At 62.6% G+C, this 23,980-nt stretch carries 21 protein-coding genes; 6 read left to right on the top strand and 15 right to left on the bottom strand.

What is annotated here, in order from left to right:
- Window positions 1-14 precede the first annotated feature (14 nt).
- Genes ABVK50_RS11285 through ABVK50_RS11275 form a run of 3 tightly spaced genes read right to left on the bottom strand, consistent with a single transcriptional unit; the run spans window position 15 to window position 3,411 of the window.
- Window positions 15-1,388, bottom strand: coding sequence for an MlaD family protein (locus ABVK50_RS11285; RefSeq protein WP_353641476.1), 1,374 nt, complete (start codon window positions 1,386-1,388; stop codon window positions 15-17).
- Window positions 1,389-1,403: 15 nt separating this feature from the next.
- Complete coding sequence (locus ABVK50_RS11280) at window positions 1,404-2,222, bottom strand: ABC transporter ATP-binding protein (RefSeq protein WP_353641477.1); 819 nt, start codon at window positions 2,220-2,222, stop codon at window positions 1,404-1,406.
- Window positions 2,223-2,229: 7 nt separating this feature from the next.
- The gene (locus ABVK50_RS11275; protein WP_353641478.1) at window positions 2,230-3,411 is read right to left on the bottom strand and encodes an ABC transporter permease; all 1,182 of its coding nucleotides are present in this window, start codon (window positions 3,409-3,411) and stop codon (window positions 2,230-2,232) included.
- A gap of 76 nt (window positions 3,412-3,487) precedes the next feature.
- Here ABVK50_RS11275 and dgcA point away from each other — a divergent pair, with 76 nt between their 5' ends.
- On the top strand, window positions 3,488-4,471 hold the full coding sequence (dgcA, locus tag ABVK50_RS11270) for an N-acetyl-D-Glu racemase DgcA (RefSeq protein WP_353641479.1): 984 nt from the start codon (window positions 3,488-3,490) through the stop codon (window positions 4,469-4,471).
- Here dgcA and ABVK50_RS11265 read toward each other — a convergent pair.
- Together ABVK50_RS11265 and ABVK50_RS11260 are read right to left on the bottom strand one after the other, a co-directional pair.
- Window positions 4,442-5,656 (bottom strand): MFS transporter, encoded by a 1,215-nt coding sequence (locus ABVK50_RS11265; RefSeq protein ID WP_353641480.1) that lies wholly within the window; start codon window positions 5,654-5,656, stop codon window positions 4,442-4,444. The genes dgcA and ABVK50_RS11265 overlap by 30 nt on opposite strands.
- A gap of 124 nt (window positions 5,657-5,780) precedes the next feature.
- Complete coding sequence (locus ABVK50_RS11260) at window positions 5,781-6,605, bottom strand: UDP-2,3-diacylglucosamine diphosphatase (protein ID WP_353641481.1); 825 nt, start codon at window positions 6,603-6,605, stop codon at window positions 5,781-5,783.
- A gap of 125 nt (window positions 6,606-6,730) precedes the next feature.
- Here ABVK50_RS11260 and ABVK50_RS11255 point away from each other — a divergent pair, with 125 nt between their 5' ends.
- The 3 genes from ABVK50_RS11255 (at window position 6,731) to ABVK50_RS11245 (ending at window position 11,176) form a co-directional block, all read left to right on the top strand.
- Window positions 6,731-7,510 carry an SDR family oxidoreductase gene (locus ABVK50_RS11255; protein ID WP_353641482.1) on the top strand — a complete coding sequence of 260 codons (780 nt, stop codon included), beginning with the start codon at window positions 6,731-6,733 and terminating at the stop codon, window positions 7,508-7,510.
- Between the two features lie 110 nt (window positions 7,511-7,620).
- On the top strand, window positions 7,621-9,945 hold the full coding sequence (locus tag ABVK50_RS11250) for an NADP-dependent malic enzyme (protein WP_353641483.1): 2,325 nt from the start codon (window positions 7,621-7,623) through the stop codon (window positions 9,943-9,945).
- 103 nt (window positions 9,946-10,048) lie between these two features.
- A complete protein-coding gene (locus tag ABVK50_RS11245; RefSeq protein ID WP_353641484.1) occupies window positions 10,049-11,176 on the top strand; it encodes a DUF2865 domain-containing protein in 1,128 nt (375 codons plus the stop codon).
- Here ABVK50_RS11245 and gltX read toward each other — a convergent pair.
- The 6 genes from gltX to ABVK50_RS11215 form a co-directional block, all read right to left on the bottom strand.
- Window positions 11,094-12,467, bottom strand: coding sequence for a glutamate--tRNA ligase (gene gltX, locus ABVK50_RS11240; protein WP_353641485.1), 1,374 nt, complete (start codon window positions 12,465-12,467; stop codon window positions 11,094-11,096). The two genes, ABVK50_RS11245 and gltX, sit on opposite strands and share 83 nt — an antisense overlap.
- A 75-nt stretch (window positions 12,468-12,542) precedes the next feature.
- Window positions 12,543-14,348, bottom strand: a complete 1,806-nt coding sequence (locus ABVK50_RS11235; protein WP_353641486.1) for an ABC transporter ATP-binding protein — start codon at window positions 14,346-14,348, stop codon at window positions 12,543-12,545.
- Window positions 14,349-14,716: 368 nt separating this feature from the next.
- Window positions 14,717-15,946 (bottom strand): MFS transporter, encoded by a 1,230-nt coding sequence (locus ABVK50_RS11230; RefSeq protein ID WP_353641487.1) that lies wholly within the window; start codon window positions 15,944-15,946, stop codon window positions 14,717-14,719.
- The gene (locus ABVK50_RS11225) at window positions 15,946-16,302 is read right to left on the bottom strand and encodes a GNAT family N-acetyltransferase (protein WP_353647030.1); all 357 of its coding nucleotides are present in this window, start codon (window positions 16,300-16,302) and stop codon (window positions 15,946-15,948) included. The genes ABVK50_RS11230 and ABVK50_RS11225 overlap by 1 nt, the downstream gene beginning before the upstream one ends.
- Window positions 16,303-16,365: 63 nt before the next feature.
- Window positions 16,366-18,045: an NAD+ synthase gene (locus ABVK50_RS11220; protein WP_353641489.1), complete on the bottom strand. Its 1,680-nt coding sequence runs from the start codon at window positions 18,043-18,045 to the stop codon at window positions 16,366-16,368.
- Between the two features lie 87 nt (window positions 18,046-18,132).
- Window positions 18,133-18,846 carry a DNA-3-methyladenine glycosylase I gene (locus ABVK50_RS11215; protein ID WP_353641490.1) on the bottom strand — a complete coding sequence of 238 codons (714 nt, stop codon included), beginning with the start codon at window positions 18,844-18,846 and terminating at the stop codon, window positions 18,133-18,135.
- Between the two features lie 93 nt (window positions 18,847-18,939).
- Here ABVK50_RS11215 and ABVK50_RS11210 point away from each other — a divergent pair, with 93 nt between their 5' ends.
- Window positions 18,940-19,494, top strand: coding sequence for a DUF1003 domain-containing protein (locus ABVK50_RS11210; RefSeq protein WP_353641491.1), 555 nt, complete (start codon window positions 18,940-18,942; stop codon window positions 19,492-19,494).
- Between the two features lie 4 nt (window positions 19,495-19,498).
- Here the strand turns inward: ABVK50_RS11210 and ABVK50_RS11205 are convergent, their stop codons facing one another.
- From ABVK50_RS11205 to ABVK50_RS11195, 3 genes are all read right to left on the bottom strand, one after another.
- Complete coding sequence (locus tag ABVK50_RS11205; RefSeq protein ID WP_353641492.1) at window positions 19,499-20,083, bottom strand: hemerythrin domain-containing protein; 585 nt, start codon at window positions 20,081-20,083, stop codon at window positions 19,499-19,501.
- A 45-nt stretch (window positions 20,084-20,128) separates the two neighbouring features.
- A complete protein-coding gene (locus ABVK50_RS11200; protein WP_353641493.1) occupies window positions 20,129-20,488 on the bottom strand; it encodes a diacylglycerol kinase in 360 nt (119 codons plus the stop codon).
- A 131-nt stretch (window positions 20,489-20,619) separates the two neighbouring features.
- On the bottom strand, window positions 20,620-21,027 hold the full coding sequence (locus tag ABVK50_RS11195) for a GFA family protein (protein ID WP_353641494.1): 408 nt from the start codon (window positions 21,025-21,027) through the stop codon (window positions 20,620-20,622).
- A gap of 326 nt (window positions 21,028-21,353) precedes the next feature.
- Between ABVK50_RS11195 and ABVK50_RS11190 the strand changes: the two genes are divergently transcribed.
- Window positions 21,354-22,421, top strand: coding sequence for a GGDEF domain-containing protein (locus ABVK50_RS11190; RefSeq protein ID WP_353641495.1), 1,068 nt, complete (start codon window positions 21,354-21,356; stop codon window positions 22,419-22,421).
- A 63-nt stretch (window positions 22,422-22,484) separates the two neighbouring features.
- Here ABVK50_RS11190 and ABVK50_RS11185 read toward each other — a convergent pair whose 3' ends face one another.
- Entirely contained in the window at window positions 22,485-23,858 is a 1,374-nt protein-coding gene (locus ABVK50_RS11185) for a class II 3-deoxy-7-phosphoheptulonate synthase (protein WP_353641496.1), read from the bottom strand.
- Window positions 23,859-23,980: the final 122 nt, after the last annotated feature.

Raw genomic sequence — 23,980 nt, 5'->3', positions numbered from 1 at the left:
CGCCGTCTCCGAAGTCAACGCCGCGCCCTTCCGTCGTACTGGCGCACAGTCCCCTCACCGCCCGTGATAATGCGCTGCGGATTGCGTTCGAGGTCGGTGATTGCCTGCTCGATCCTGTTGATCGAACGGCGGCTGTCCTGTACCAGCGCCTCGACCTCACGCAGGCCCTGACCGGAGAAGCGGGCGAGCCCATCGGTGATCGTGGCCAACCTGGAATTCAGCGTTTCGGCGACCTGGCGGAATGCCTTCAGCGTCTCGCTCGCATCGACCATCAGGCCCTCCGCCTCGCCCGAGCCGAGAAGCTTGTCGACCTTCACCAGAATGCCGTCGACCCGCACCGAAGCATCGTTGAGGCGTCCGGTCAGTTGCCTTGCGTCGCTGATCATCCCGTCGATGTCTTCGGCCCGCCGGCCGAATTTGTCGGTGACCTTTGCGATGTCGGCGGCGGCCGTCCGGGCGTCGCGGCTTGCGATATCGATATTGGACAGTGAGGTGCGAACCATCGCCGGATCGACCGCTTCGAGGATGCCGTCGGCCTTGGCCAACGCATCACTGCCTCTCTCGGCGAATTGGTCGATCGTACCGACCGCCTTGTCCACCCGCTTCACGACCGCGTCGAACTGTGTGCTGGTTTCACTCAGATTTTTGGTGAAGGTTTCGACATTGGCGACGATCTGGGTAACTTTCTGCCGGTCCACGGAATTGAGAAGGTCTTCGGCAGCTTGCAACGTGCCGTCGAGCTTGCCGGAAACGCCCGCCAGTTCCTCGGAAAGCTTGGAGACGCTTTCCAGGAACTTGTCGACACCGTCGGCATTCCGCGCCAGTGCATCCGAGAAAGTGCGGGTGTTCTCGACCGTCTTCGTCAACGGCCCGCGGACATCGTGGGTAAAGCCCTCGAGTTCGGAGAGAACTGTGTCGGCGCGCTTGAAGATATTCTGCGCGGTTTGGAGAAGGTTGGTGACGGCGGACGGGTCGGCGGTGATCTCCGCCACCGTGCCGTTCGCCTCCGCCTCGTCAAGCAGGTTCGGCTCCTGCAGATCGGCGCCCCTCATCTCGATATTGGCTTGGCCGGTGAGGCCGGCGATACCAATGACAGCCTGCGTCGATCTTGTGATCGGCGTCAGCCGGTCGATCTCTGTGTCGGCGATGGCCACACTGGGATTCAGCACGTCGATATAGACCCGCCGGACATCGCCGACCTTGACGCCGTTGAACAAAACGGCGCTGCCGCTGCCCAGTCCGGATGCGGAGCCCGGAATGCGCACACGCAACTCCGCCGTCTCGCCACGATCGCCGATCGCCGCGGTCCAATAGACGAAGGCGAACGCCGCGATGATCGCCACGAGCGTGAAAATTCCGACAATGACGTAGTTTGCTTTGGTTTCCATCGGCGGTTCTGACTTCTATTCCCTGGCGGCAAGGTCGAGTTGCCGCGCCCGCTTGCCGCGAAAGTAGGATTTCACCCACGGTTCCTCGCTGGCCAGCATATCTTCAATGGTCCCCTGAACCAGCACCTTCTTATTGCCGAGAACCGCGACCCGGTCGCACACCGAGAACAGGCTGTCGAGATCGTGGGTGACCATGTAGACGGTCAGCCCCATCGTGTCTCGCAGCTTTGCGACCAGTTCATCGAACTCGGCGGCGCCGATCGGATCGAGGCCGGAGGTCGGCTCGTCGAGGAAAACGATGTCGGGATCGAGCGCAAGCGCCCGCGCCAAAGCGGCGCGCTTGATCATACCGCCCGAAAGCTCCGATGGGAATTTGGCGGCCGCGTCGCGTGGAAGGCCGACCAGTTCGATCTTCAGGAGCGCCAGTTCGTCCATCAGCTTCTTGGGGAGGTCGAGATATTCGCGCATCGGAACCTGTATGTTTTCCTGCACGGTGAGCGCCGAAAACAGCGCGCCGTGCTGGAAAAGGACGCCAAGGCGCATGTCGATCTTCAGGCGTTCCGCCTCGGTCGCCTTGTCGACATCGACGCCGAACAGATGGATGGTGCCGGAGCGCTTCTTATTGAGACCAAGGATCGTTCGCAGCAGTACCGATTTTCCCGAGCCTGACGCGCCGACGAATCCCAGTATCTCGCCGCGCCTGATGTCCAGCGACAGCTTTTCGAGAATGATCTTGTCGCCGAAGCCGACCGTAACGTCACGCGCCGACAAAATAATGTTCTCCTCGCCGCCGGCGCGGGATTCGGGTTCAGCGAGTTCGGCCTGATCGCTCATAACCATCCTAGAAATCAATCGCGGCGAAGAAGATGGCGAACATACCGTCCAGAATGACGACGACGAAGATCGACTTCACGACCGAGGCCGTGACGTGGCGGCCAAGCGATTCGGCGCTGCCGCCGACCTTCAGGCCTTCGACGGCCGCGAGGATGCCGATGATCATCGCCATGAAAGGCGCCTTTATCAGCCCGACCGCGATGGTACTGACGTCGATCGCACTGCGCAGGCGGTCGATGAATGCGGCTGGCGCAATATCGGAATAGAACCAGGAGACCAGGATAGCGCCGCCAAGTGCCGCGAAATTGGCTGCAACCGTCAGGCAGGGCAAGGCAACGACCAAGGCGACGAGCCGCGGAAACACCAGCACGCCGACGGGGTTGAGGCCGATGACGGTCAGCGCGTCAACCTCCTCGCGCATCTTCATCGAACCGATCTCGGCGGTGATGGCGCTACCGGAGCGGCCGGCGATCATGATCGCAGTCATCAACACGCCGAGTTCCCGCAGCACCAGTATGCCGACCAGATCGACAACGAAGATGTCGGCGCCGAAATATCGCAATTGCAGGGCGCCTTGCTGCGCGACAATCGCGCCGACGATTGCCGACATCAGCACGACGACGGGAATGGCCCCGACTCCCATCCGGTCGATCTGGTTGAAGATCGCGGCGGGATTAACGCTGTGCCCGCGTCCAAGCTTCATCTGGCCGCCGCGGATCGTTGCGCCGAGAATGGCCATGGAGGCAATGATGTCGTCGCGCCCGGCATAGACCGCGCGGCCTAGCAGTTCCAACGCGTGAATGATGATGTTGGGAGGTCGCGGCGGGGTGACATCGTGCTCCCGTTGAGAAGCGTCGCTCACCGCATCGAGCAGTACGGAACCGGCCTCGCTCTGGCCTTGCAGGCTGGTTTCGATGCCTCGCCCTGCAAGCGAGGTCATCAGCCGATCGATCAGCCAGGCGCCGGCGGTGTCCAGCTTCTCGACTTTCGAGAGGTCGAGAACCATGGAATTATAGCCGGTCCTGCGTTCGATCTTTCGCATCTCGGCGTCGACCCGGGCCACGGTTCGCGTCGTCCACGCCCCCGACAGCGCGCAATGAAGCACGCCGCCTTCCTCCGTCTCCGCGATGCGGGGACGTCCATCGTCGGCCGCCTGGCCGCTTGATTCCCTGATGGCGTTGGTCAACATGCGCCCTGTATTAGCCCGCCAAGCGGGTTCTGTCATTTAGGGTCAAACACTTAGCCCCTATCCGGAGCAGAAATATATGAAGCGTGACCTTTTAGTCGAATCCGAACGCTTTCCGATCGCCGGCACGTTCACCATTTCGCGCGGGTCGAAAACCGAGGCCGAAGTGATCTGCTGCACGATCAGCGATGGCGGATCCTCGGGCCGCGCCGAATGCGTGCCCTACCGGCGCTATGGCGAGACGATGGAAAGCGTGAACGCGGCGATCGAAGCGATGCGCGGCGAAATCATCCGTAGTATGGACCGCGAGGAGCTGCTTCGCGCAATGCCGGCAGGTGCCGCCCGCAACGCGCTCGACTGCGCCCTGTGGGACCTCGAAGCGAAGATGTCGGGCAGGCGTGCATATGCCCAAATCTCGGCGACGGCGCCGCGCCCGGTCGAGACGGCGTTCACCCTCTCGCTCGGCACTCCTGAAACCATGGCCGCGCAAGCCGCCGCCAATGCGACGCGGCCGCTGCTCAAGGTGAAGATCGGCGGCGAGAACGATATCGAACGCATCCGCGCGGTGGCCGGTGCCGCTCCCCGCAGCAGGATCATACTCGACGCCAATGAAGGCTGGACCGACGGGAATGTCGAAGCGAACCTTGCCGCCGCCGCCGAACTCGGCATTGCGCTTGTCGAGCAGCCGCTGCCCGCCGGCCGGGACGAGATCCTGCGCCGCATCGAGCATGCGGTGCCGATCTGTGCGGACGAGAGCATTCACGAGGCCGCCGACCTCGAAGAGCTCGCCGGCCTCTACGACGCGGTGAACATCAAGCTCGACAAGGCGGGCGGACTGACCGCCGCCATACTGCTGCGCAACCGGGCCCGGGAACTCGGCCTGTCCGTTATGGTCGGCTGCATGGTCGGCACGTCGCTGGCCATGGCGCCGGCCGTCCTTCTTGCGCAGGACGCAGATTTCGCCGATCTCGATGGGCCCCTGCTTCTCGCCCGCGATCGCTCGCCGGGGCTGGTCTATGACGGGTCGATGGTTTCACCGCCCGAGCCGGCCCTTTGGGGCTGAACGGGCCGCAAGCGCGATCAATCCAATTCCCGCGAGTGCGAAGACGGCCATGAAGAAGAAGCCGCCGACGCCGAAGGCGGCGTAGAGCGGCCCCGACAGCAGGGTGGCGGCGGCCATGGAGAATCCGTTGGCGAAGAAAGCGATGCCTTGCGCAGCACCGGTGCGTTCCTCCGCGACCGTCTCGGCGATCAGCTTCTGGACCCCGAGCAGGATGAGCCCCGTGGAAACCGCATGCAGCGTCTGGATCGCGAAAAAGCCGACCACGCCAAGACCGAGCGGCCAGATCAGCGGATAGGCGACCCAACGCAGGATAGCGGCCAATCCCGCCGCCGCAAGCAGCGCTGGAACCGAAACCTTGCCGAACACACGCGAGAAGATCAGGAACATGCCGACTTCGGCAACGACCGCCCAAGCCCACAGGAACCCGACCAGCGTTTCGCTGACGCCAATCGATTTCCAGTAGATCGACACGAAGCTGTAGAGGAATCCGTGGCTGGCGTTGATGACGCCTGCCCCAGCCACGAACAGCAGGAAATAGCGGTTGAACAGCTTGGGCGCCGAATCCTGCAGGTCGGCCGCCGACAAGGGCGAAGCGCGGCGCGGCCGGCCCAGTCGGGGCGCAAAGAGCGCCGCTAGAAGCGTTCCGCAAAGCCCGATCGAGATCATCGCCGGGACCGCGTCAGCGCTGGTCATGGCAAGAACAAAACCGCCGCCGAGATTGGCGCAGAGGAAGGCAGCGGAACCCCAGATGCGCATGTTGGCATAGCTGGACCGGAAGCGTCTGACGCCCGACAGCGCCAGCGAATCGGCAAGCGGCGAATGCGGCGTCCACACCACAGTCAGCGCCAGCGAGACGCCGAGCACGACGACATAGGTAGGTTCAAGGAAATAGCCGGCCGAAAGCGCAAGGGCGGCCGCAACCAGCGCGATCAGGACATTGGCGCGATCCTTGGCCTCGTCCGCCAATGCCGTAATGAAGGGTGTGGTGACGACACGCAAAAACATCGGCGCGGACAGAATGATGGCGATCTGTGCGGCGTCGAACCCTTTCGCTTCCAGCCAGAGCGGGAAATATGGGAGATGCACGCCGAGTGGGATGAAGAGCGCGGCGAAAATCAGGCTGATGCGCAGTTCGAAGCGGCGCGGCTTGATCTGTTGCTCTGGGGAAAGCGGCGGAAGAGACATAAGCGCGAAAAGTCCGGCGGGCGCGACTCAGACGAAGGAGCCCCGCCGCATCATGCGCGCATTAGCATGGCCGTCCATGCCGGAAAACCGCTTGGCCCAATCGATTGAACCCGCCGATGGCGGATCAGGCAGCCTTGACGGTCTCGCTGTCGATGACGACCGGCACGAAGCCTTGTTCGGCCACCGCCGGAACATTTGTGCGAATATGCGGCCAGTACAGGATTTCCATCCTGCCGTCGAAATGCTCGACTACTGCAGTGCAGCTTTCTACCCAGTCACCGGTGTTGATGTACTGGACATCGTCGAACTTCTCGATGACGGCGTGATGGATATGACCGCAGATGACGCCGTCGACCTGCGAGCGGCGCGCCTCCTCGGTGAGTACCTCCTGGAACGCGCCGATGAAGTTGACTGCCTTCTTGACCTTTACCTTCGCCCATGACGAGAACGACCAGTAGGGCATGCCGAAGAGCCGTCTGAAACGGGCTATGACCCGGTTGACCATGATCGCCGCGTCATAGGCCTTGTCGCCGAGATAGGCGAGCCAGCGCATATTGTGCACTACCGTGTCGAACTGGTCGCCATGGATGACGAGATATTTCTTGCCGTCGGCGCTCTCGTGTACGGCGCGGTCGGCGACCACGATGCCGCCGAAATGCACACCCTGGAACATGCGCAGGAACTCGTCGTGATTGCCGGCAATATAGGTGATCCGCACGCCCTTGCGTGCCTGTCGCAGCAGTTTCTGGACCACGTCGTTGTGGAGTTGCGGCCAGTGCCATGAGCGGCGCAGCCGCCAGCCGTCAACGATATCGCCGACCAGATAGATGGCCTCGGCCTCGTGATGGCGCAGGAAATCGATCAGGAACTCGGCTTTGGCCGCCTTCGACCCGAGATGGATGTCGGAAATGAAAAGCGTGCGGAAGCTGCGGGGAGTTTCGCCGGGCATCGGATCCAGGACCGTTTGTCTCGGCTTGCCTATGCCGCGATTCATGCAACAGGCGTATGACGGTTGCGATCGGCAAGGCTCACGCGATAGGCTTCCGCCAAACAGCCCAACGAAGGAATCGTCTCATGGATCTCGGCATTCGCGGAAAAAAGGCCATCGTCTGCGCTTCGAGCCGCGGCCTCGGCAAGGGCTGCGCGCTGGCGCTGGCGGAGGCGGGCTGCGATCTCGTGGTCAACGGGCGCGACGCAACGGTTCTGGCCAGAACGGCGGCGGAGATACGCGAGCGGTTCGGTGTGAGCGTGACCGAGATTGCCGGCAATGTGGCGGACCCGGCGGTCCAGAAGGCGCTGCTCGCCGCCTGTCCGGAGCCGGATATTCTCGTCAACAACAATGGCGGTCCGCCTTTCCGCGATTTTCGCGAGCTCGACCGCGAGGCGATCGTCAAAGGCGTGACCAACAACATGATCGCGCCGATCGAACTAATCCAAGCGGTCCTCGACGGCATGGCGGCGCGCGGCTTCGGCCGCATCGTCAACATAACCTCGCTTTCGGTCTATGTGCCTATCCCCGGCCTCGACCTTTCGTCCGGCGCGCGCGCGGGTCTGACCTCGTTCCTGGCTGGCGTCGCGCGAACGGTCGCGGACAAGAACGTCACCATAAACAACATGTTGCCGGGCAAACTTGACACCGACAGGTTGCGCCCCCCGCACGAAGTCGGCACTGTCGAGGAACCTGCCGCTGCGGCCGCCCGCAAGGCCCAGGCCTCTGCCGCCGTTCCGGCCAAGCGCCTCGGCACGCCGGAGGAATTCGGGCAGATCTGCGCGTTCCTGTGCTCTGTCCACGCCGGGTATCTCACCGGCCAGAACATTCCCGTCGATGGTGGGCTTTACGTCAGCGCGTTCTAGGCTTGCCCAAATACGGCGTCTCCGATTTCCGGTGAAGATCGATCGAGAACCTCGAAAATCCGGTCGCACGTGTTAAGGAGGCGAAAGAAGAACAAGCGGGGGAGCACAGAATGGAAACCAGCAAGACCGAAGCCGGACGCTCCGACCTCGAAGACGCCGCACTATATTTCCATAAGCACCCTACCCCCGGCAAACTGGAGATTCAGGCGACCAAGCCGCTGGGAAACCAGCGCGATCTGGCTCTGGCCTATTCGCCAGGCGTCGCCGCTCCCTGCCTCGCGATAAAGGATGACCCGGCAACCGCCGCCGACTACACTGCGCGCGCTAATCTGGTGGCGGTAATCTCCAACGGCTCCGCCGTGCTCGGGCTCGGCAATATCGGGCCGCTGGCGTCCAAGCCTGTGATGGAAGGCAAGGCTGTCCTTTTCAAGAAGTTCGCCGGCATCGACGTCTTCGATATCGAGATCGACGCGCCGGAAATCGAGCGCATGGTTGAGACGGTGGCCGCGCTCGAGCCGACCTTTGGCGGCATCAATCTCGAAGATATCAAGGCGCCGGAATGCTTCGAGGTCGAGGAGCAGCTCAAGGCGCGGATGAAGATCCCGGTCTTCCACGACGACCAGCACGGCACGGCGATCATTGTTGCGGCCGCAGTGCTCAACGGACTGGAATTCGCCGGCAAGAAAATCGAGGACATCAAGATCGTCACCTCGGGCGCGGGAGCGGCTGCGCTCGCCTGCCTCAACCTGCTCGTTTCGCTCGGCGCGAAGGTCGAAAACATCTGGGTGACCGACCGATTCGGCGTTGCTTACAAAGGCCGGCTGGACGAGATGGACCGCTGGAAAGACCCTTACGTGAAGGACACCGAGGCGCGGACGTTGGCCGACGTGATCGGCGGCGCGGACGTGTTTCTCGGTCTGTCGGCGGCAGGCGTGCTGAAGCCCGAACTCTTGAAGCACATGGCGGAAAAGCCGCTGATCCTGGCGCTGGCCAACCCCAATCCCGAGATCATGCCGGATGAGGCCCGCACGGCGCGTCCGGATGCGATGATCTGCACCGGCCGTTCCGATTTTCCCAATCAAGTCAATAACGTACTCTGCTTTCCCTACATATTCCGCGGAGCGCTGGATTGCGGCGCAAGCGCCATCAACGAGCCCATGAAGATGGCGGCTGTGCGCGCCATCGCGGCATTGGCGCGGGAAGAGCCGTCCGATGTCGCGGCCCGCGCCTATTCCGGCGAGACGCCGACCTTCGGCCCGGATTTTCTCATCCCCTCGCCTTTCGACCCGCGCCTCATCCTGCGGATCGCGCCGGCAGTAGCCAAGGCGGCCTGCGAGACCGGCGTCGCCACAAGGCCGATCGCCGATTTCCCCGCCTATGTCGATCGCTTGAACCGCTTCGTCTTCCGCTCCGGCCTGGTGATGAAGCCGGTATTCTCGACGGCCAAGACATCGGCCTCAAAGCGGGTCATCTATGCCGACGGCGAGGACGAGCGGGTGCTTCGAGCCGCGCAGGTGGTGATCGAGGAAGGCATCGCCGAGCCGATCCTGATCGGACGGCCGCATGTCATCGACGTGCGGCTGAAGCGGTATGGGCTACGCATCAGGCCGGGTACCGATTTCGAACTGGTCAACCCGGAGGACGATCCGCGCTACCGCCACTATGTCGACCTTCTGATCGAGCGTACCGGCCGTCGCGGCGTGACACAGGAAGCCGCACGCACCATGGTGCGCACCAACACCACCGTGATCGCGGCGCTGGCGCTGAAGCGCGGCGACGCGCATGCGATGATCTGCGGGCTGGAGGGCCGTTTCGAACGGCATCTTCGCAACGTCACGCTGATCATCGGGCCGCGCGAGGGCGTCCGCGACCGCGATCTCTCGGCGCTTTCGATGCTGATCTCGACCCGCGGCGTCACTTTCTTCACCGATACCTATGTGACAGTCGATCCGACGGCGGAAGAAATCGCCGAGATGACCGTGCTGGCGGCCGAGGAAATCAGCCGCTTCGGCATCGAGCCCAAGGCGGCGCTGCTGTCGCATTCCAATTTCGGCTCGCGCGATTCGCCGAGCGCGCTGAAGATGCGGCAGGCGGCCGAGATCCTGAAGAAGATAGCGCCCGACCTGCAGAGCGACGGCGAAATGCATGCAGATTCGGCGCTGTCCGAATTGCTGCGCCAGCGCGTCTTTCCGCATTCGGCGCTGAAGGGCGAAGCCAATCTGCTGGTGTTCCCGAACCTCGATTCGGCCAATATAGCGCTCACCACGGTCAAGCAGATGACGGACGCGCTGCATGTCGGTCCGATCCTGCTCGGCACCGACAAACCTGCACATATCCTGACGCCGTCGGTGACCTCGCGCGGGATCGTCAACATGACGGCCCTTGCGGTCGTCGAAGCCTCTCAGAAAGCCGTTGCGACGCTAAGGACGGGTTGAGCGCCCGGCCGGGAAATTGGCCAGACGCCGAAGAAACCGCTAACCTTCCGCATCGGATTCGCGTAGTCGGCGAGCCGACGATGCGGGAAGGGGATCGGCACGGATGGCGGGCAGGCGAACGCTGAGACGAGCCATTGCGCTGGGAGCCTTCGCGCTCACCGTTGCGACCGCCGTGCCCGCTCTCGCCGATACCCTGCTCTGCCGCCAACTCGAAGCCGAGCTTGCCGCGGCCGCCGATATCGATGGGTCGGCTGCACTCGTCAAATATGACGACGCTATCGTCCGCCAGCGCGACGAAATGGTGAAAGCGCGGCGACAGGCGCGTAGCCAGAGATGCGGATTTTCACTGCTCGGCAACGGCGTCAAGCAATGCGCCACGCTGAACGCGGCGATCGAGAAAATGGCGATCAATCTCGAGACGCTTCAGCGCAAGCGCAGCCAATTGGCCGGCAACGGCGGAGAGCATTCGCGCGCGCGCCTGCTCGCATCGCTCGACGCCAATGGCTGCCGCGACGATGCGGTTGCCGTGAGACCCTTGCCGCCGCCGATCGATAGCGGTGAGATCATGTCAGACCGGCCGACCGGTTTTGGCGCGATCCGACCGCTTGACGAGGACCTCGAAGGCCGCATCCGTCGGGTTATCGATGGCGACGGACAGCAGTTGCAGGAGCTGGGCAGAAGCTACCGAACGACTTGCGTGCGCACCTGCGACGGCTATTTCTTCCCGATGTCCTACGCGGCGTCGCTTGCCGATTTCGAACGCGACCAGAAGAACTGCGACGCACGCTGCCCCGGGACCGAGATGCAGGTCTTCTTCCACGAAGCGGACCCGAACCGGGTGCTAGCGCCCGGAGCTGATGATACCGCGACAATGATCTCGACGGTGACGGGAAAGCGCTATTCGGAGTTGCAGTCGGCGTATCTCTACAAGAGCATAGATGCCCCACGGCCGAAAGGCTGCGGCTGCAATGCCGCCAGAAATTTCGAGGTGCTTGCCGGCAAGCCCGCGGGCGCTGAAGTTCCCGCCGAGAACGGATCGTTTGTCACGCCATCCGAACCCAAGCCGGAAGCCCCAGCCCCGAGAGCCGATATTGCTGTCGAGAAACAGCCGGAGGCCGTCGCCGTCGAACCAGACGAGGACCGCAAAGTCAGGGTCGTCGGGCCAAGGTTCCTTCCCGACCCAGAAGCGGCAATAGATCTGCGAGCTCCGGACCAGCGTCAAGCCCGGTGAGCGCCAGCCTAAGCGGCATGAACAGCGCCTTGCCCTTGCGGCCGCATTCCTTCCTCACCGCATCGGTCCAGGCCTTCCAGGTCGAACCGTCCCAGGGCTCCTCAGGCAGCATGTCGAATGCTGCCCGAACATAGTCCCTGTCTTCGTCTACGAGATCGGCAGGTTCCTGCGGGCCGGATTTGAGGATCTTCCACCAAGCCACCGAATCAGAAAGTTTTTCCACATTGCCGCGCACCGCAAGCCAGAACGGCTCGGCTTTTTCGCCGGAAATGCCGAGCGCGGAAAGCCGGTCCTGCACCTCCGAGAACGGCGTTTCATGGAGCAGCGCGCGGTTGAGTACGATCAACTCGTCCGGATCGAACTTGGAAGCCGATTTCGAGGTCGCCGCAGGGTCGAAGCGCTCGGCGAGTTCCGCCATGCTGGCGACGGCCGAGACATTCTCCGACGTGCCGATCAGCACGGCGTGCGAGACCACCGCCATTGGCTCTAGCCCGGATTCGCGCAAACCTGCGATCGACAGCGCGCCGCTGCGCTTGGAAAGCCCCTCGCCCGAGCTGGTGGTCAGGAGGTTGTGGTGGCCAAAGGCCGGCGGCTCGGCGCCAAGCGCCCGGAACAGCGCGATCTGCACGCCGGTATTGGTGACATGGTCGTCGCCGCGAATGACGTGGGTCACGCCCATGTCGATGTCATCGACAACCGAGGGCAGCGTGTAGAGATAGGTGCCGTCCTCGCGGACCAGGACCGGGTCCGACAGCGAGGCGAGATCGACGGTTTCCTCGCCGCGCACCACATCGGTCCAGACAATGTCGGTGCGCTTCGGCTCGAACGGATCGGCGTCGAAATTGGGCAGCAGGAACCGCCAGTGCGGCCGTCGTCCGTCCGCCTCGAAAGCCGCCTTTTCGTCGGCGGTGAGCTTGAGTGCTTCGCGGCCATAGACGGGCGGCAGGCCGCGCGTGCGCCTGATCTTGCGGCGCAAATCGAGCTCTTCCGGCGTCTCATAGCAGGCGTAGAGCACGCCGGCTTCCTTAAGCCTCTCGACTGCGGCGTCGTAGTTTTCGATGCGCTGAGACTGGTAATGAGTGGCGTCCGGAAAGATGCCTAGCCAGTGCAGGTCATAGAGAATCGCATTGGCATATTCCTGCCTGGAGCGCGCGGAATCCGTATCGTCGAAGCGCTGAATGAACCGCCCGCCATGCTTCATGGCGAACAGCCAGTTGAAAAGCGCAGTGCGGGCGTTGCCGATGTGGATTTGGCCCGTCGGCGACGGGGCGAAACGAACTGTGACAGTCATGGTTTGCGGGGTTAGCGGAAGGATATGGCCTTGGCAAGACTGGCGGGCGAGGCGCTTTAGCGCCCCGCCCGCTCGTCAGATTATCATCCCCTTGGTCAGTTCCAGCGCCTGGCGCTCGAATAGCCGGCGGTAGATGCCGCCGGAAAGTCGGATCAGCTGGTCATGATCGCCCTCCTCCGCAATACGGCCCCGATCGAAAACGAGCAGCCGGTCGAGTGCGCGCACAGTCGACAGCCGATGCGCGATGACCAGCGTTGTGCGTCCGACCATCAGCCGCTCCATCGCCTGCTGGATCAACACCTCCGATTCCGAATCGAGGCTCGACGTAGCCTCGTCGAGGATGAGGATCGGCGCATCGGCGAGGAACGCCCGAGCGATCGCGACGCGCTGGCGCTCGCCGCCCGACAGCTTGACGCCGCGCTCACCGACAAGCGTGCCGTAGCCCTTAGGCAGGTTCTCGATGAAATCGTGAGCGCTGGCGAGCCTGGCAGCTTCCTCGATCTCGGCCTGCGAGGCGCCGGGCCGCGCATAGGCGATGTTTTCGGCCAATGACCGATGAAACAGCACTGGGTCCTGCTGCACGATGGCCATCTGCTGGCGCAATGACGCCTGCGTGACTTCGGCGATGTCCTGACCGTCGATCAGGATACGGCCGGAGCTCAGGTCGTAGAGCCGCTGGATGAGCTTGACGAAGGTCGTCTTGCCCGATCCCGAATGGCCGACGAGCCCTATCCGCTCGCCGGCTTCGATCGTGACCGAGAAATCCTTGTAGAGCGGCAAGGGATGGCTGCCATAGTGGAACGTCACTTCGTCGAATTCGATGCGCCCGCGCTCGATCGCGATCGGCTTCGCGCCCGGCCCATCCTCGATACCGAGCGGCTGGCGCTGAATATCGACCAGTTCCTCCATGTCGTTGACCGAGCGCTGCACGTTGCGCACATGCATGCCGACATCGCGCAGGTAGCCCTGCAGTACGAAAAACGAAGTGAGCACGAAGGTAATGTCGCCCGCACTCGCCTCGCCGCGCGACCACAGGATCAGGGCGAAACCTATCACTGCGACACGGAGCACAAGCAGCGTAGACCCCTGCGTCGTACCGTTGATTGTTCCGCGCACCCAGGTGCGCCGGGTCCGGACCCGCCATTTGCCGGTTATCGAGGCGAGCCTGCCGTCTTCCCGGTCTTCGGCGCCGAAAGCCTTGACCACCGCGTTGCAGCTGACCGCATCGGCCAGCGCGCCGCCGAGCCGGGTGTCCCAGCGGTTGGCGAGGCTCGCCGCCGGAGCGACATAGCCGAGCGACAGTGCGATGGTGAGCGCGACATAGACCAGCGAGCCGACCGCGATGATGAAACCCATCATCGGCCAATACCAGCCGAGCAGCAGCGTCGAGCCGACGAGCATCACGAGCGAGGGAAACAACGCCACCAGGATCGTGTCGTTCAGGAGGTCGAGCGCCCACATGCCGCGCGTCACCTTGCGCACGGTCGAGCCGGCGAAGCTGTTGGCGTGCCAGTCGGTGGAAAAGCGCTGGACGCGGTGGAACGCGTCGGCAGCGATGTCCGACATCATGATCAGCGTCAGGTCGATGATACCCATGAAAGCGATGTGGCGCATGACTATGGCGCCGAGTGCGAGCGCGATCAGCATGAAGAAAGCCGCGGTCGCTGCGTTCCAGGCGACGATGTCGGCCGCCGCGCCGCTGGCGACGGCGTCGACCAGCCGGCCTGAATAGAGCGGGGTCAGCACATCGGCCAAGGTGGAGACGAGCACCGTCGCCATGATGACGGCGAGACGGATCGGTTGGCGCCGCCAATGGCCTGCGGTGAAGCTAAATACGCTGCGGAACGCGCCGCCGCGCAGATTGATACGAAAACGAGTCATGGTCCTTTCGGGCGCAAAACTGCCCGATCCCGGAAAAAACGTGGAAATGAAGCACCGCGGGAGCACAAAATCGTTGCTCTGTGCGGGGCCGAATCGATTTGGCAGCCGAGCTCAGGATGAGGCGGCGACCGGGGCAGGCGAAAATCGGTTCTGGATGCCCGGAAGGTCAAAACCTCCGAGGCGGCGCTTGGAACCTAGGCTTCGCGGCCCGGCATCAAAGTGTCAAATCCTGTCATTCGTACCCTCCCAAACGGGATCAGCGGGAGAAATGCTTATAATGAAGGCGGGCTGTTTCGCCAACACTTCGGGTCGCGAAAAGCAAAGGTGACACAATCAGAGAGACATTCCTGCAACAGTGGGTTGCGTCGTCAGGCTGCGAGAGGTTGCGTCGCACGCGCCCTGACGCGGCGCGAGACCTGCAGCATCACCAGCGAAATGGCGAAGCAGTAGATGCCCATCGCGATGATCTGGCCGGGATAGCTGACGCCAAGATCGATTAGCAGTCCGGTGAGGCCCGGTCCCATGGCGCTGGCGAAGACCATGATCGCCACAGCCAGAGCGCGGATCGAACCCAGATGCCTGGTGCCGTAGATTTCCGGCCAAAGCGCGCCGAACAGCGTCGAGGAGAAGCCCCACGACACGCCGAGCAGCGCCATGAAGGCGAACGCGCTCCACTGGCCCTCGAAGAAGCCGAGGATCAGGCAGGCGGCCCCGAGCGGAATGAGAAACGCCGGCAGCATAGCCACCGCCGAAAAGCGGTCGATTAGCTGGCCCGAGATCAGAGCGAATGTAGCGGTCATGACGGCCATCAGGGTGAAGGTGCCGGCGAAAAGCTCGAGCGACCAGCCGCGCAGTTCGACGAGATAGACCTGATGAAAGAAAATGACGGTGCCGATGAAGGACGGCGCCATAACGCCGAGGAACAGGAGATAAAACACCGGATCGCGCAGCGCTTCGGCCCGGGTCCAGTCGCGGGCATCGGAAACACGAGCGACTGGGTCCGAGGCCCGGGGCGCGCGCTCGACCGCGATCAGCGAGACGATCACCGGCAGCGCCACAAAAACCAGGGCCGCCGCCGCCATCAGCCAGGTGTTGCGCCAGCCGACCGCGGCAGCAACTGCCACGAAGATCAGCGGGAAAACCGCCTCGCCGGTATTGTGGCCAAGGGTTACGACGGAAACTGCACGGCCGCGCTGCGCCGAAAACCAGCGGCCCATCGCAGTGAACGAGGTGTGGGTCAGCATGCCCTGCCCGAACAAGCGCAGGAGATAGATAGTGAAGGCGAGCAGGATGACGTTGGTTGAAAAGGCCATGGAAATGGCAGCCAGCGCCAGCATCGGGATGATGAAGAGCGCGACCTGCTTCACGCTGTAGCGGTCGACGATCTGGCCGAGGCGCGGCAGGGTCAGCGCGCTGCCCAGCGTCGCGACCATGTAGAGCGTGCCGAAGCCGCCATGCGACAGCCCGTATTCCTCGCGGATATTGCCGGCCGAAAGCGAAATGAAAAAAGTCTGTCCGAAAGACGAGAACAGCGTCAGCAGGAAGCCGCCGGCGAGCCAGCGCGCATTGTCGCGGAGAAAGGCGAGGAAGCCGGTCACTATGCGCCAACCGGCGGGCGATCGAGCCGCATTTCGTTGCCTCCGGTCACCGGCTGGAACCCGAAACACGCGTAAAGGCCATGCGCATCGGACGTGTTCAGCATCCAGGTCGACACCGAACTCAGTTCCGGATGATCGAGCAGCGCCTGGACCAGCGCCTTGCCGATGCCCTTGCCGCGATGCTCGGGCCAGACGATCACATCCGAGATCCGCGCGAACACCGCCCGGTCGCCAGAGGCGCGGGCGAAGCCTGCCTGGCGTCCATCGATCAGCGCTATGGCGCAGACTGAATGCGCGAAGGCTCGCCGGTTGATGTCGTCGGTACGCTCCCAGCCCCAGTAAGTCGCTTTCAGCAAGCCCGAGGTCGCCTGAAAGTCGAGCCGGGATAGATCGTGCGAGATTTCCATCTGTCGGCGGACCTAGCCCCGGTCCCGGAACCGGTTGGTGATGGGATAGCGGCGGTCGCGGCCGAAATTCTTCCTGGTGATCTTCACCCCCGGAGCCGCCTGCCTGCGCTTGTATTCAGCGACGTAGAGCAGGTGTTCGATGCGATGCACGGTTTTACGGGAATGGCCGCGCGCAACGATCGCGTCGACGCCCATCTCGCCTTCGACAAGGCATTCGAGGATGTCGTCGAGCACCGGATAGGGCGGCAGGGAATCCTGGTCGGTCTGGTTCTCGCGCAGTTCCGCCGACGGAGCTTTGTCGATGATGTTCTTCGGAATGACCTCGCCCGACGGCCCGAGTGCGCCGGGCGGTACATGGCCGTTGCGCCAGCGCGACAGGGCATAGACCTGCATCTTGTAGAGGTCCTTGATCGGATTGAAGCCGCCATTCATGTCGCCATAGAGCGTGGCGTAGCCGACCGACATTTCCGACTTGTTGCCGGTGGTGACCACCATCGAGCCGAACTTGTTGGAGATCGCCATCAGAATGGTGCCGCGCGCGCGGCTCTGCAGGTTCTCCTCCGTAATGCCCTCCCCGGTACCCTCGAAAAGCTGGGTAAGCGCATTGGAAAAGCCGTCGACCGGCTCGAAGATCGGCACGATGTCGTAGCGGCAGCCCAGCGCGCGGGCGCAGTCCTCGGCGTCTTGCAGCGACTCCTTCGAAGTGTACCGGTAGGGCATCATGATCGCCCTCACCCGCTCCTCGCCCAGCGCATCGACCGCCAGTGCGGCGCAAATCGCCGAATCGATGCCGCCCGACAGGCCGAGAACGACGTTCCTGAAGCCGTTCTTGTTGACGTAGTCGCGCAGGCCAAGCATGCAGGCGCGATAGTCTGCCTCCTCCTTTTCCGGAATTTTCGACATCGGGCCCTCTGCGCAGACCCAGCCGGCTTCGCCGCGACGCCATTTGGTAACGGCGACCGTCTCCTCGAACTGGCTCATCTGGAAGGCGAGCGTCTTGTCGGCATTGATGGCGAAGCTCGCCCCGTCGAAAACCAGCTCGTCCTGGCCACCGATCTGGTTGGCGTAGATCATCGGCAAGCCGCATTCGATGACCTGCCGGATCACTACCTGGTGGCGGACATCGACCTTGCCCCGGTAATAGGGCGAGCCGTTCGGCACCAGGAGGATTTCCGCACCGCTTTCGGAGAGCGTCTCGCAGACCGCAGCATCGCCCCAGATGTCCTCGCAGATCGGAATCCCCAGGCGCACGCCGCGGAAATTGACCGGCCCCTGGATTTCGGGTCCGGCCTGGAAGACGCGCTTTTCGTCGAATTCGCCGTAGTTCGGCAGGTCGAGCTTGTAGCGTTCGGCAAGAATCTTGCCGCCGTCGGCGAAAATGATCGAATTATGCGTGCCGCTCTTGCGCTTCAGCGGCGTGCCGATGATGACGCCCGGCCCGCCATCGGCGGTGTCGCCCGCGAACTCGTTCACCGCGCGCTCGCATGCCGAGAGAAATGCCGGCTTGAGCACCAGGTCTTCCGGCGGATAGCCGGCGATGAACAGTTCCGTGTAGAGCACCAAATCGGCGCCATGACGGGCGGCATCCGCCCTCGCCTCACGCGCCTTGGCGAGATTGCCGGCGACATCGCCGACAATCGGATTGAACTGGGCTACCGCGATGCGGAGGATGTCTGGCGCTGGCTTGGTCATGCCGACCGGTTTAGCGTGGCGGCAATTTTGCGGCAATGCCGTTCGATTGAGCCACTGGCGCGTAGCGCGTCTTGTGGCGAGCAACCGCTAGTCGCCGGTATATTCCCGGATTGCTTCCGGCGAGTGGTTTTCGCCGATCGACATTGCCAGAATCCGCGAAATATGGGCGTAGGGCAGCCCCGTCTGGCGCGCCCATGCATTCATCTGCATCTGCACCCGGGCGAGATCGCGCTTGGAGGTCGGGCTTTCCGCGATGTCCAGCCCGGCGTCGCGCAGTGCGGCGGCCATATCCTGCGAGATAATGAAAGTGTCCCAGCCGAGCCAGCGCAGGAAATACTGGCCGGTATTGCCGCCGAGCCGGCTGCCATGCTTGGCGAGAAACGCCATCAGGCCGATCTGGTCGTCCTTTGGCCATTGCGCGAGGAACTTGCCGAAGCTGCCGTGTTCCTTCGACATGCGTTCGACGAAGGCGGCATTGTCACGCACCGACCTGATCTTCTGCGGATTGCGGACGATACGCTTGTCGGATGCCAGATCGTGCCAGAAGTCTTCCGGCTGAAACAGCAGGCGCTTCGGTTCGAAGTCCAGGAACGCCTCCTCGAAGCCTGGCCATTTCTGCTCGATCACCCTCCAGACGAAACCGGCGGCAAAGACACGCTCGGCCATGGTCGACAGGACCCGGTCGTCGGTGACCTTCGCCAAGCTCGCATTGTCAGGCACGGGGCCAAGCAGCGAGGCCAGCACCGCATCGCCGCCCTTGCGGCTCGCAGCGCGGGCGCGAATTTTCTCGAAGCTGAGCATAATGTCTGTCCTTGCGCCTCGGCTTTCTGACCGACCGGCATACTCCTATAACAGAGCACGGCTGCCAAGCGACCTTCAGCCCAGGAGAGTTTCATGACGAAATCCGTTACCGATCTTGCCGGCCGCTGGCTGAGGCGTGGGCCGGAAGCCCTGAGCGCGCAGGAACATAGAGCCCTTACGAGCGCCGTCGAACGGAAGCCGGTTTCGCGCGATCTCAACGCCGCCATTGCGGGCAAGGAAGCAGTCGGCGATCGCCTGGCCGACTCCATTGCGCGTGTCGGCGGCTCGTGGACATTCATCATATCCTTCATCGTGTTTCTGATCTTCTGGACTGTCGGCAACAGTTGGCTGCTCGGACGCGAGGGCTTCGATCCCTACCCCTTCATCTTCCTCAACCTCGTGCTTTCCATGATCGCGGCGCTCCAGGCGCCGGTCATCATGATGTCGCAGAACCGCCAGGCCGAGCGCGATCGCCTCGACGCATCGCACGATTACGAGGTCAACCTTAAGGCTGAAATCGAGATCATGGCGCTGCACGAGAAGTTCGATGAATTGCGGCACAGCCAGATCATGACCGTACGTGACGATGTCGCCAGGCTTGCCGCCCAGCTCGACCGGATCGAGGCGCTGGTTAAGGGTGTCCGATAAAGGACTATCCGATGCCGAGCCCTCTGTCGCCCCGGTCGAGCATCAGTGGGATGATCAGGTCTTCCTCGTCGGCCAGATGCCGGGTCAGCATAGCAACAAGCCGCGCATTCTCGTCGGCATAGGCGTCGGCGGCAAAGCGCTGGCTGTCCTCATTCTCGGAAAGAGCACGAAGGAACGCGTTCGCCGCCTCGGCATTGCGCGCCAGCCCTTCGTGGATGGTGTGGTGATCGGCATCGAGAATGTCGAAGCCGCGCTTCAGCCGGCTTTCAGCCCTGGCGAAAACCGGAAAATAGTGATGGTCCTCGACATTGTGGTGGCCATCGAGCTCACCGAGAAAGAAATTGAGGCGCGGCGCAAACTGCCGCGCGAATTCCGGCGCGGTGCGCCGGCCCTCACGGTAGTCGCCGATGATCGTGGTCAAAAGACCGCCGAGTTCGCGGAACATGTCATGGCGCTGCAGCCAGAATGAAGCCATGCCGGCAAGATTGGGATGGGCCTGCCAGCTCTCGCGCGGATATTTCTCCAACAGCCAGCGCAGATCCTGCGGCAGGCCGGCCCGACGTTCAAGTTCGATAGCGATGTCGGTCATGGCCGCAGCGGGTTCCGATTGCATCGCGCATATAGGTATCGACGGCTAAAGCGGAAGGCCAGCAAACCGCTCAATGATGGCGATGCCCCAGACGCCGCCGGCAAGCACGATCGAAATCAGCACGGCCAGCGACCCGCAATCCTTGGCGAGTTGGATATCGATGTTGAACTCGCGCGACACCGCATCGCACGCTGCTTCTATGCCGGTGTTGAGTACTTCAACCATGATAAGAAGCAAGACCGCGCCGACAAGCAGCGCGTAGCCTCGCCAGGAACTCGCCACGAACCAGGCAAGCGGGACCGCAAGCGCGAGTAGCAGCATCTCCTGCTGGAAGGCGGTCTCGTGACGGATCAGCCGGCGAAAGGCCCGCACCGAGTTCCGGAAGGCGCTGATCAGGCGTTGCATTAAATGGAGAATCCCTGTCCGATTGCCGGAGCGGAGCTTTAGCGAAGTTCGCCCGCGCCGAACAGATGGCAATCGTCTTGCCGGACGGGCAGTCCGGCTGCTGAGTGTGTTTTAGGCCGTTCAGCCCTGCGCTAGTCAGTAACCGGCGCCGATCGCTGATGCTGCGGCAGGCCGTCGTCGATCGAATAGTAGTCGCCCTTGTCGGCCACGAATATATGGCCAACCGCCGAAAGCCCGGTCGGCTTGTCGAATGCGCCCGCGAGGATCGAGGTCTCGTCGAGGTTGCCATGCTTCCAGAACAGGGCGGAGCCGCATGCCCGACAGAATCCACGCTTTGCCTCGGGCGATGCGGCATACCATGTGATCTCCTCCCCGCCCTGAACGACAAGGTCGACGTCCGCGGCTTTGGCGGCGGCGTAGAAATGCCCGCTCTGCTTGCGGCATTGCAAGCAGTGGCAATAGAGGACGCCGCGCAACAGCCTTTTCGCGGTGAAGCGCACTGCGCCGCAAAGACACGAACCACGATTGAGATCGGTCATGCCGATTTCTCCCAAAATTTTGCGCCGGCATCGTCTACCACAGGCGCAAGATGACGGCGTTCGTCCGGCTGCGATCCCACGATTGCGACATTCGGCTCAAGAGCAACGTCATCATTGATACAACCTTGCCGGGTAATCGCCATTGCCTCGCAATTAAGAAAACTTTAGCGCAAGTGCATGTAAGTAGTTCGTGGTAGAAGCGTTGATCGGGGGCGCGTTTTTGCTGGCACTGAAGGGCTGACGCCCGCGACCGGTAACGATTTGCATCGGCGCGCCTGCATAGGCGACGCCGGTTTCGTGTACTCAACGGGGTAAGTGAAGCAAACATGCAACCTGCCACCGCCTCGACCGAGGACGTACACAACGACATCGTTACCGGCGTCGTCGCCACGATGCGGCAGATGGGCGTGGTTGGCCTGCCCCGTAATTACGAGATTTTCTACGAGGCCTTGACGGGATCTAACCACAATCTCAGCCTCGAGGTCGTCGGCCTTGGTGACCGACCGACGCAGGACGACCTCGACCGGATCGGCCGCAAATATTTCGCCCAGAACCACGATCAGGGCATCGTCGCGCATGCGCGTGAAGTAATCGCCAAGGAGCTTGAAGACATTGCCGGAATACTGCGCAACGAGCGCAGCCACATCGAAAAATATGGTCAGGTTCTCGGCGAGACCTCCGATGGTCTGAGCAACCGGTCGCAAATGACCAAGGATCTTCTGCAGAAGATCGTTGGCGCCGTGTCTGTGGCGACGAACTCGACGATCGACCACGGAAAACAGGTTGCAAGCGCCTTGCGCGACAAGTCGGCCGAACTGGAGAGCGTGAAGTCAAAGCTCGAGGAATACAAGAGACTGGCCGATACGGACCCGCTGACCCACATCTGGAACCGCCGCGCCTTCGACACGCGGATCGCCAAGATCTACAACAGCAATTCGAGCATATTGTTCAACGCCCTGATCCTTGCCGACATAGACCGGTTCAAGGAAATCAACGACCGCTTCGGCCATCCCGTCGGCGACAAGATCATCCAGGCCATCGCTGACATCTTCAGGACGAGCATCCGTCAGGATATGTTCGTGGCGCGAACCGGCGGCGAGGAATTCGCGCTGATCGTCGAGGGGGGCACGGAACAGGCGACGTTCGAAATCGCCGAGCGTATCCGCCTGTTGATCGAGCAGACGCGGTTTTCCAGCCAAGGCGTCGATTACGGGCCGATCACCATCTCGATGGGTATCTGCATGGCGTCCGAGGCGGAAAGCGCCGAGGACCTCTACGCCAAGGCCGACCGGGCGCTCTACCGGTCCAAGGTCAACGGTCGGAACCGGGTAACCAAATTTGCCGCGACTCCGGATCGCCCGCTCAAGAGCTGGTTGCTCTACAGGAAGGATTGAGCCTTCAGGATATCAAAGGCGCTGGTTCAAGCCAGCGCCTTTGATGCAAAAGTCCGGGCAGATTCAGCCGTTGACGACCTTCTTTTCCGTCTCGCCGGAGTTCCTCTTCAGCAGTTCCGACACCAGAAAAGCCAGCTCGATCGCCTGATCGGCGTTAAGACGCGGGTCGCAATGGGTGTGATAGCGGTCCTGCAACTCCTCCGCCGTGATGGCGCGCGCGCCGCCGGTGCATTCGGTGACGTTGTTGCCGGTCATCTCGATGTGAATGCCGCCCGGATGCGTGCCTTCGGCGCGGTGCACCTCGAAGAAGCTCTGCACCTCGCGCAGGATACGGTCGAACGGACGCGTCTTGTAGCCTGCCGCGGTGATCGTGTTGCCATGCATGGGATCGCAGGACCAGACGACGTTGCGGCCTTCTTTCTTCACCGCGCGGATGAGTTTTGGCAGGTGCTCGCCGACCTTGTCGGCGCCGAAGCGTGCGATCAGCGTCAGCCGGCCCGGCTCGTTTTCCGGATTGAGAAGGTCGACGAGCTCGAGCAGGCCGTCGGCGGTCAGCGACGGGCCGCATTTCAGGCCGAGTGGATTCTTGATGCCGCGGCAGTATTCGATGTGGGCATGATCCGGCTGGCGGGTGCGGTCGCCGATCCAGATCATGTGGCCCGAAGTCGCGTACCAGTCGCCCGAAGTTGAATCGACGCGAGTCAGCGCCTCCTCGTAGCCGAGCAGCAGCGCCTCGTGGCTGGTGTAGAAATCGGTCTCGCGAAGCGCGAAATTGGTCTCCGAAGTGATGCCGACCGCCCGCATGAAATCCATGGTCTCGGTAATTCGATTGGCAAGCGCCTCGTATTTTTCGCCCTGCGGGCTGTCCGCCACGAAACCGAGCATCCACTGATGGACGTTTTCCAGGCTGGCGTAGCCGCCTTGCGCGAAGGCGCGCAAAAGGTTGAGCGTCGCAGCAGATTGGCGATAAGCCATTTCCTGGCGCGCCGGATCGGGCGTGCGCGACTTCTCGTCGAAAGCCGTGCCGTTGATGATGTCGCCGCGGTAGGACGGCAGCGTCACCCCTTCCTTGACTTCATTATCGGACGAACGGGGCTTGGCGAACTGGCCCGCGATGCGGCCGACCTTCACCACCGGCTGCGAACCGGCGAAGGTCAGCACGACCGACATCTGCAGGAAGACGCGGAAGAAGTCGCGGATGTTGTCGGCGCCGTGTTCAGCGAAGCTTTCGGCGCAATCGCCGCCCTGGAGAAGAAATGCGTCACCGGCAGCGACGGATGCAAGCTGCTTCTTCAGCTTGCGTGCCTCACCTGCAAAAACCAGCGGCGGAAAGGTGGCGAGACGGGCCTCGGTTTCGGCAAGCGCAGCCTGGTCCGGATAGGCCGGGACCTGCTGAATCGGCTTCACTCTCCAGGAATTCGGGGACCATTTCGTCATTGCCGTGTCCAAACGCTGTTTAACCGGGGCGATTTCGCCCCGCAATTGCCCGCTTTTCGGGAACGCGGCTCTATACAGGAAGCCGGAGGTCTATTCTAGACCGGAGTTGGGCGGAAATCGAA

The sequence above is a fragment of the Mesorhizobium sp. WSM2240 genome (assembly GCF_040438645.1).
GTDB lineage: Bacteria > Pseudomonadota > Alphaproteobacteria > Rhizobiales > Rhizobiaceae > Allomesorhizobium.
Note: the sequence above shows the minus strand (reverse complement) of the source record. Positions and strands in the feature narration are given on the sequence as shown.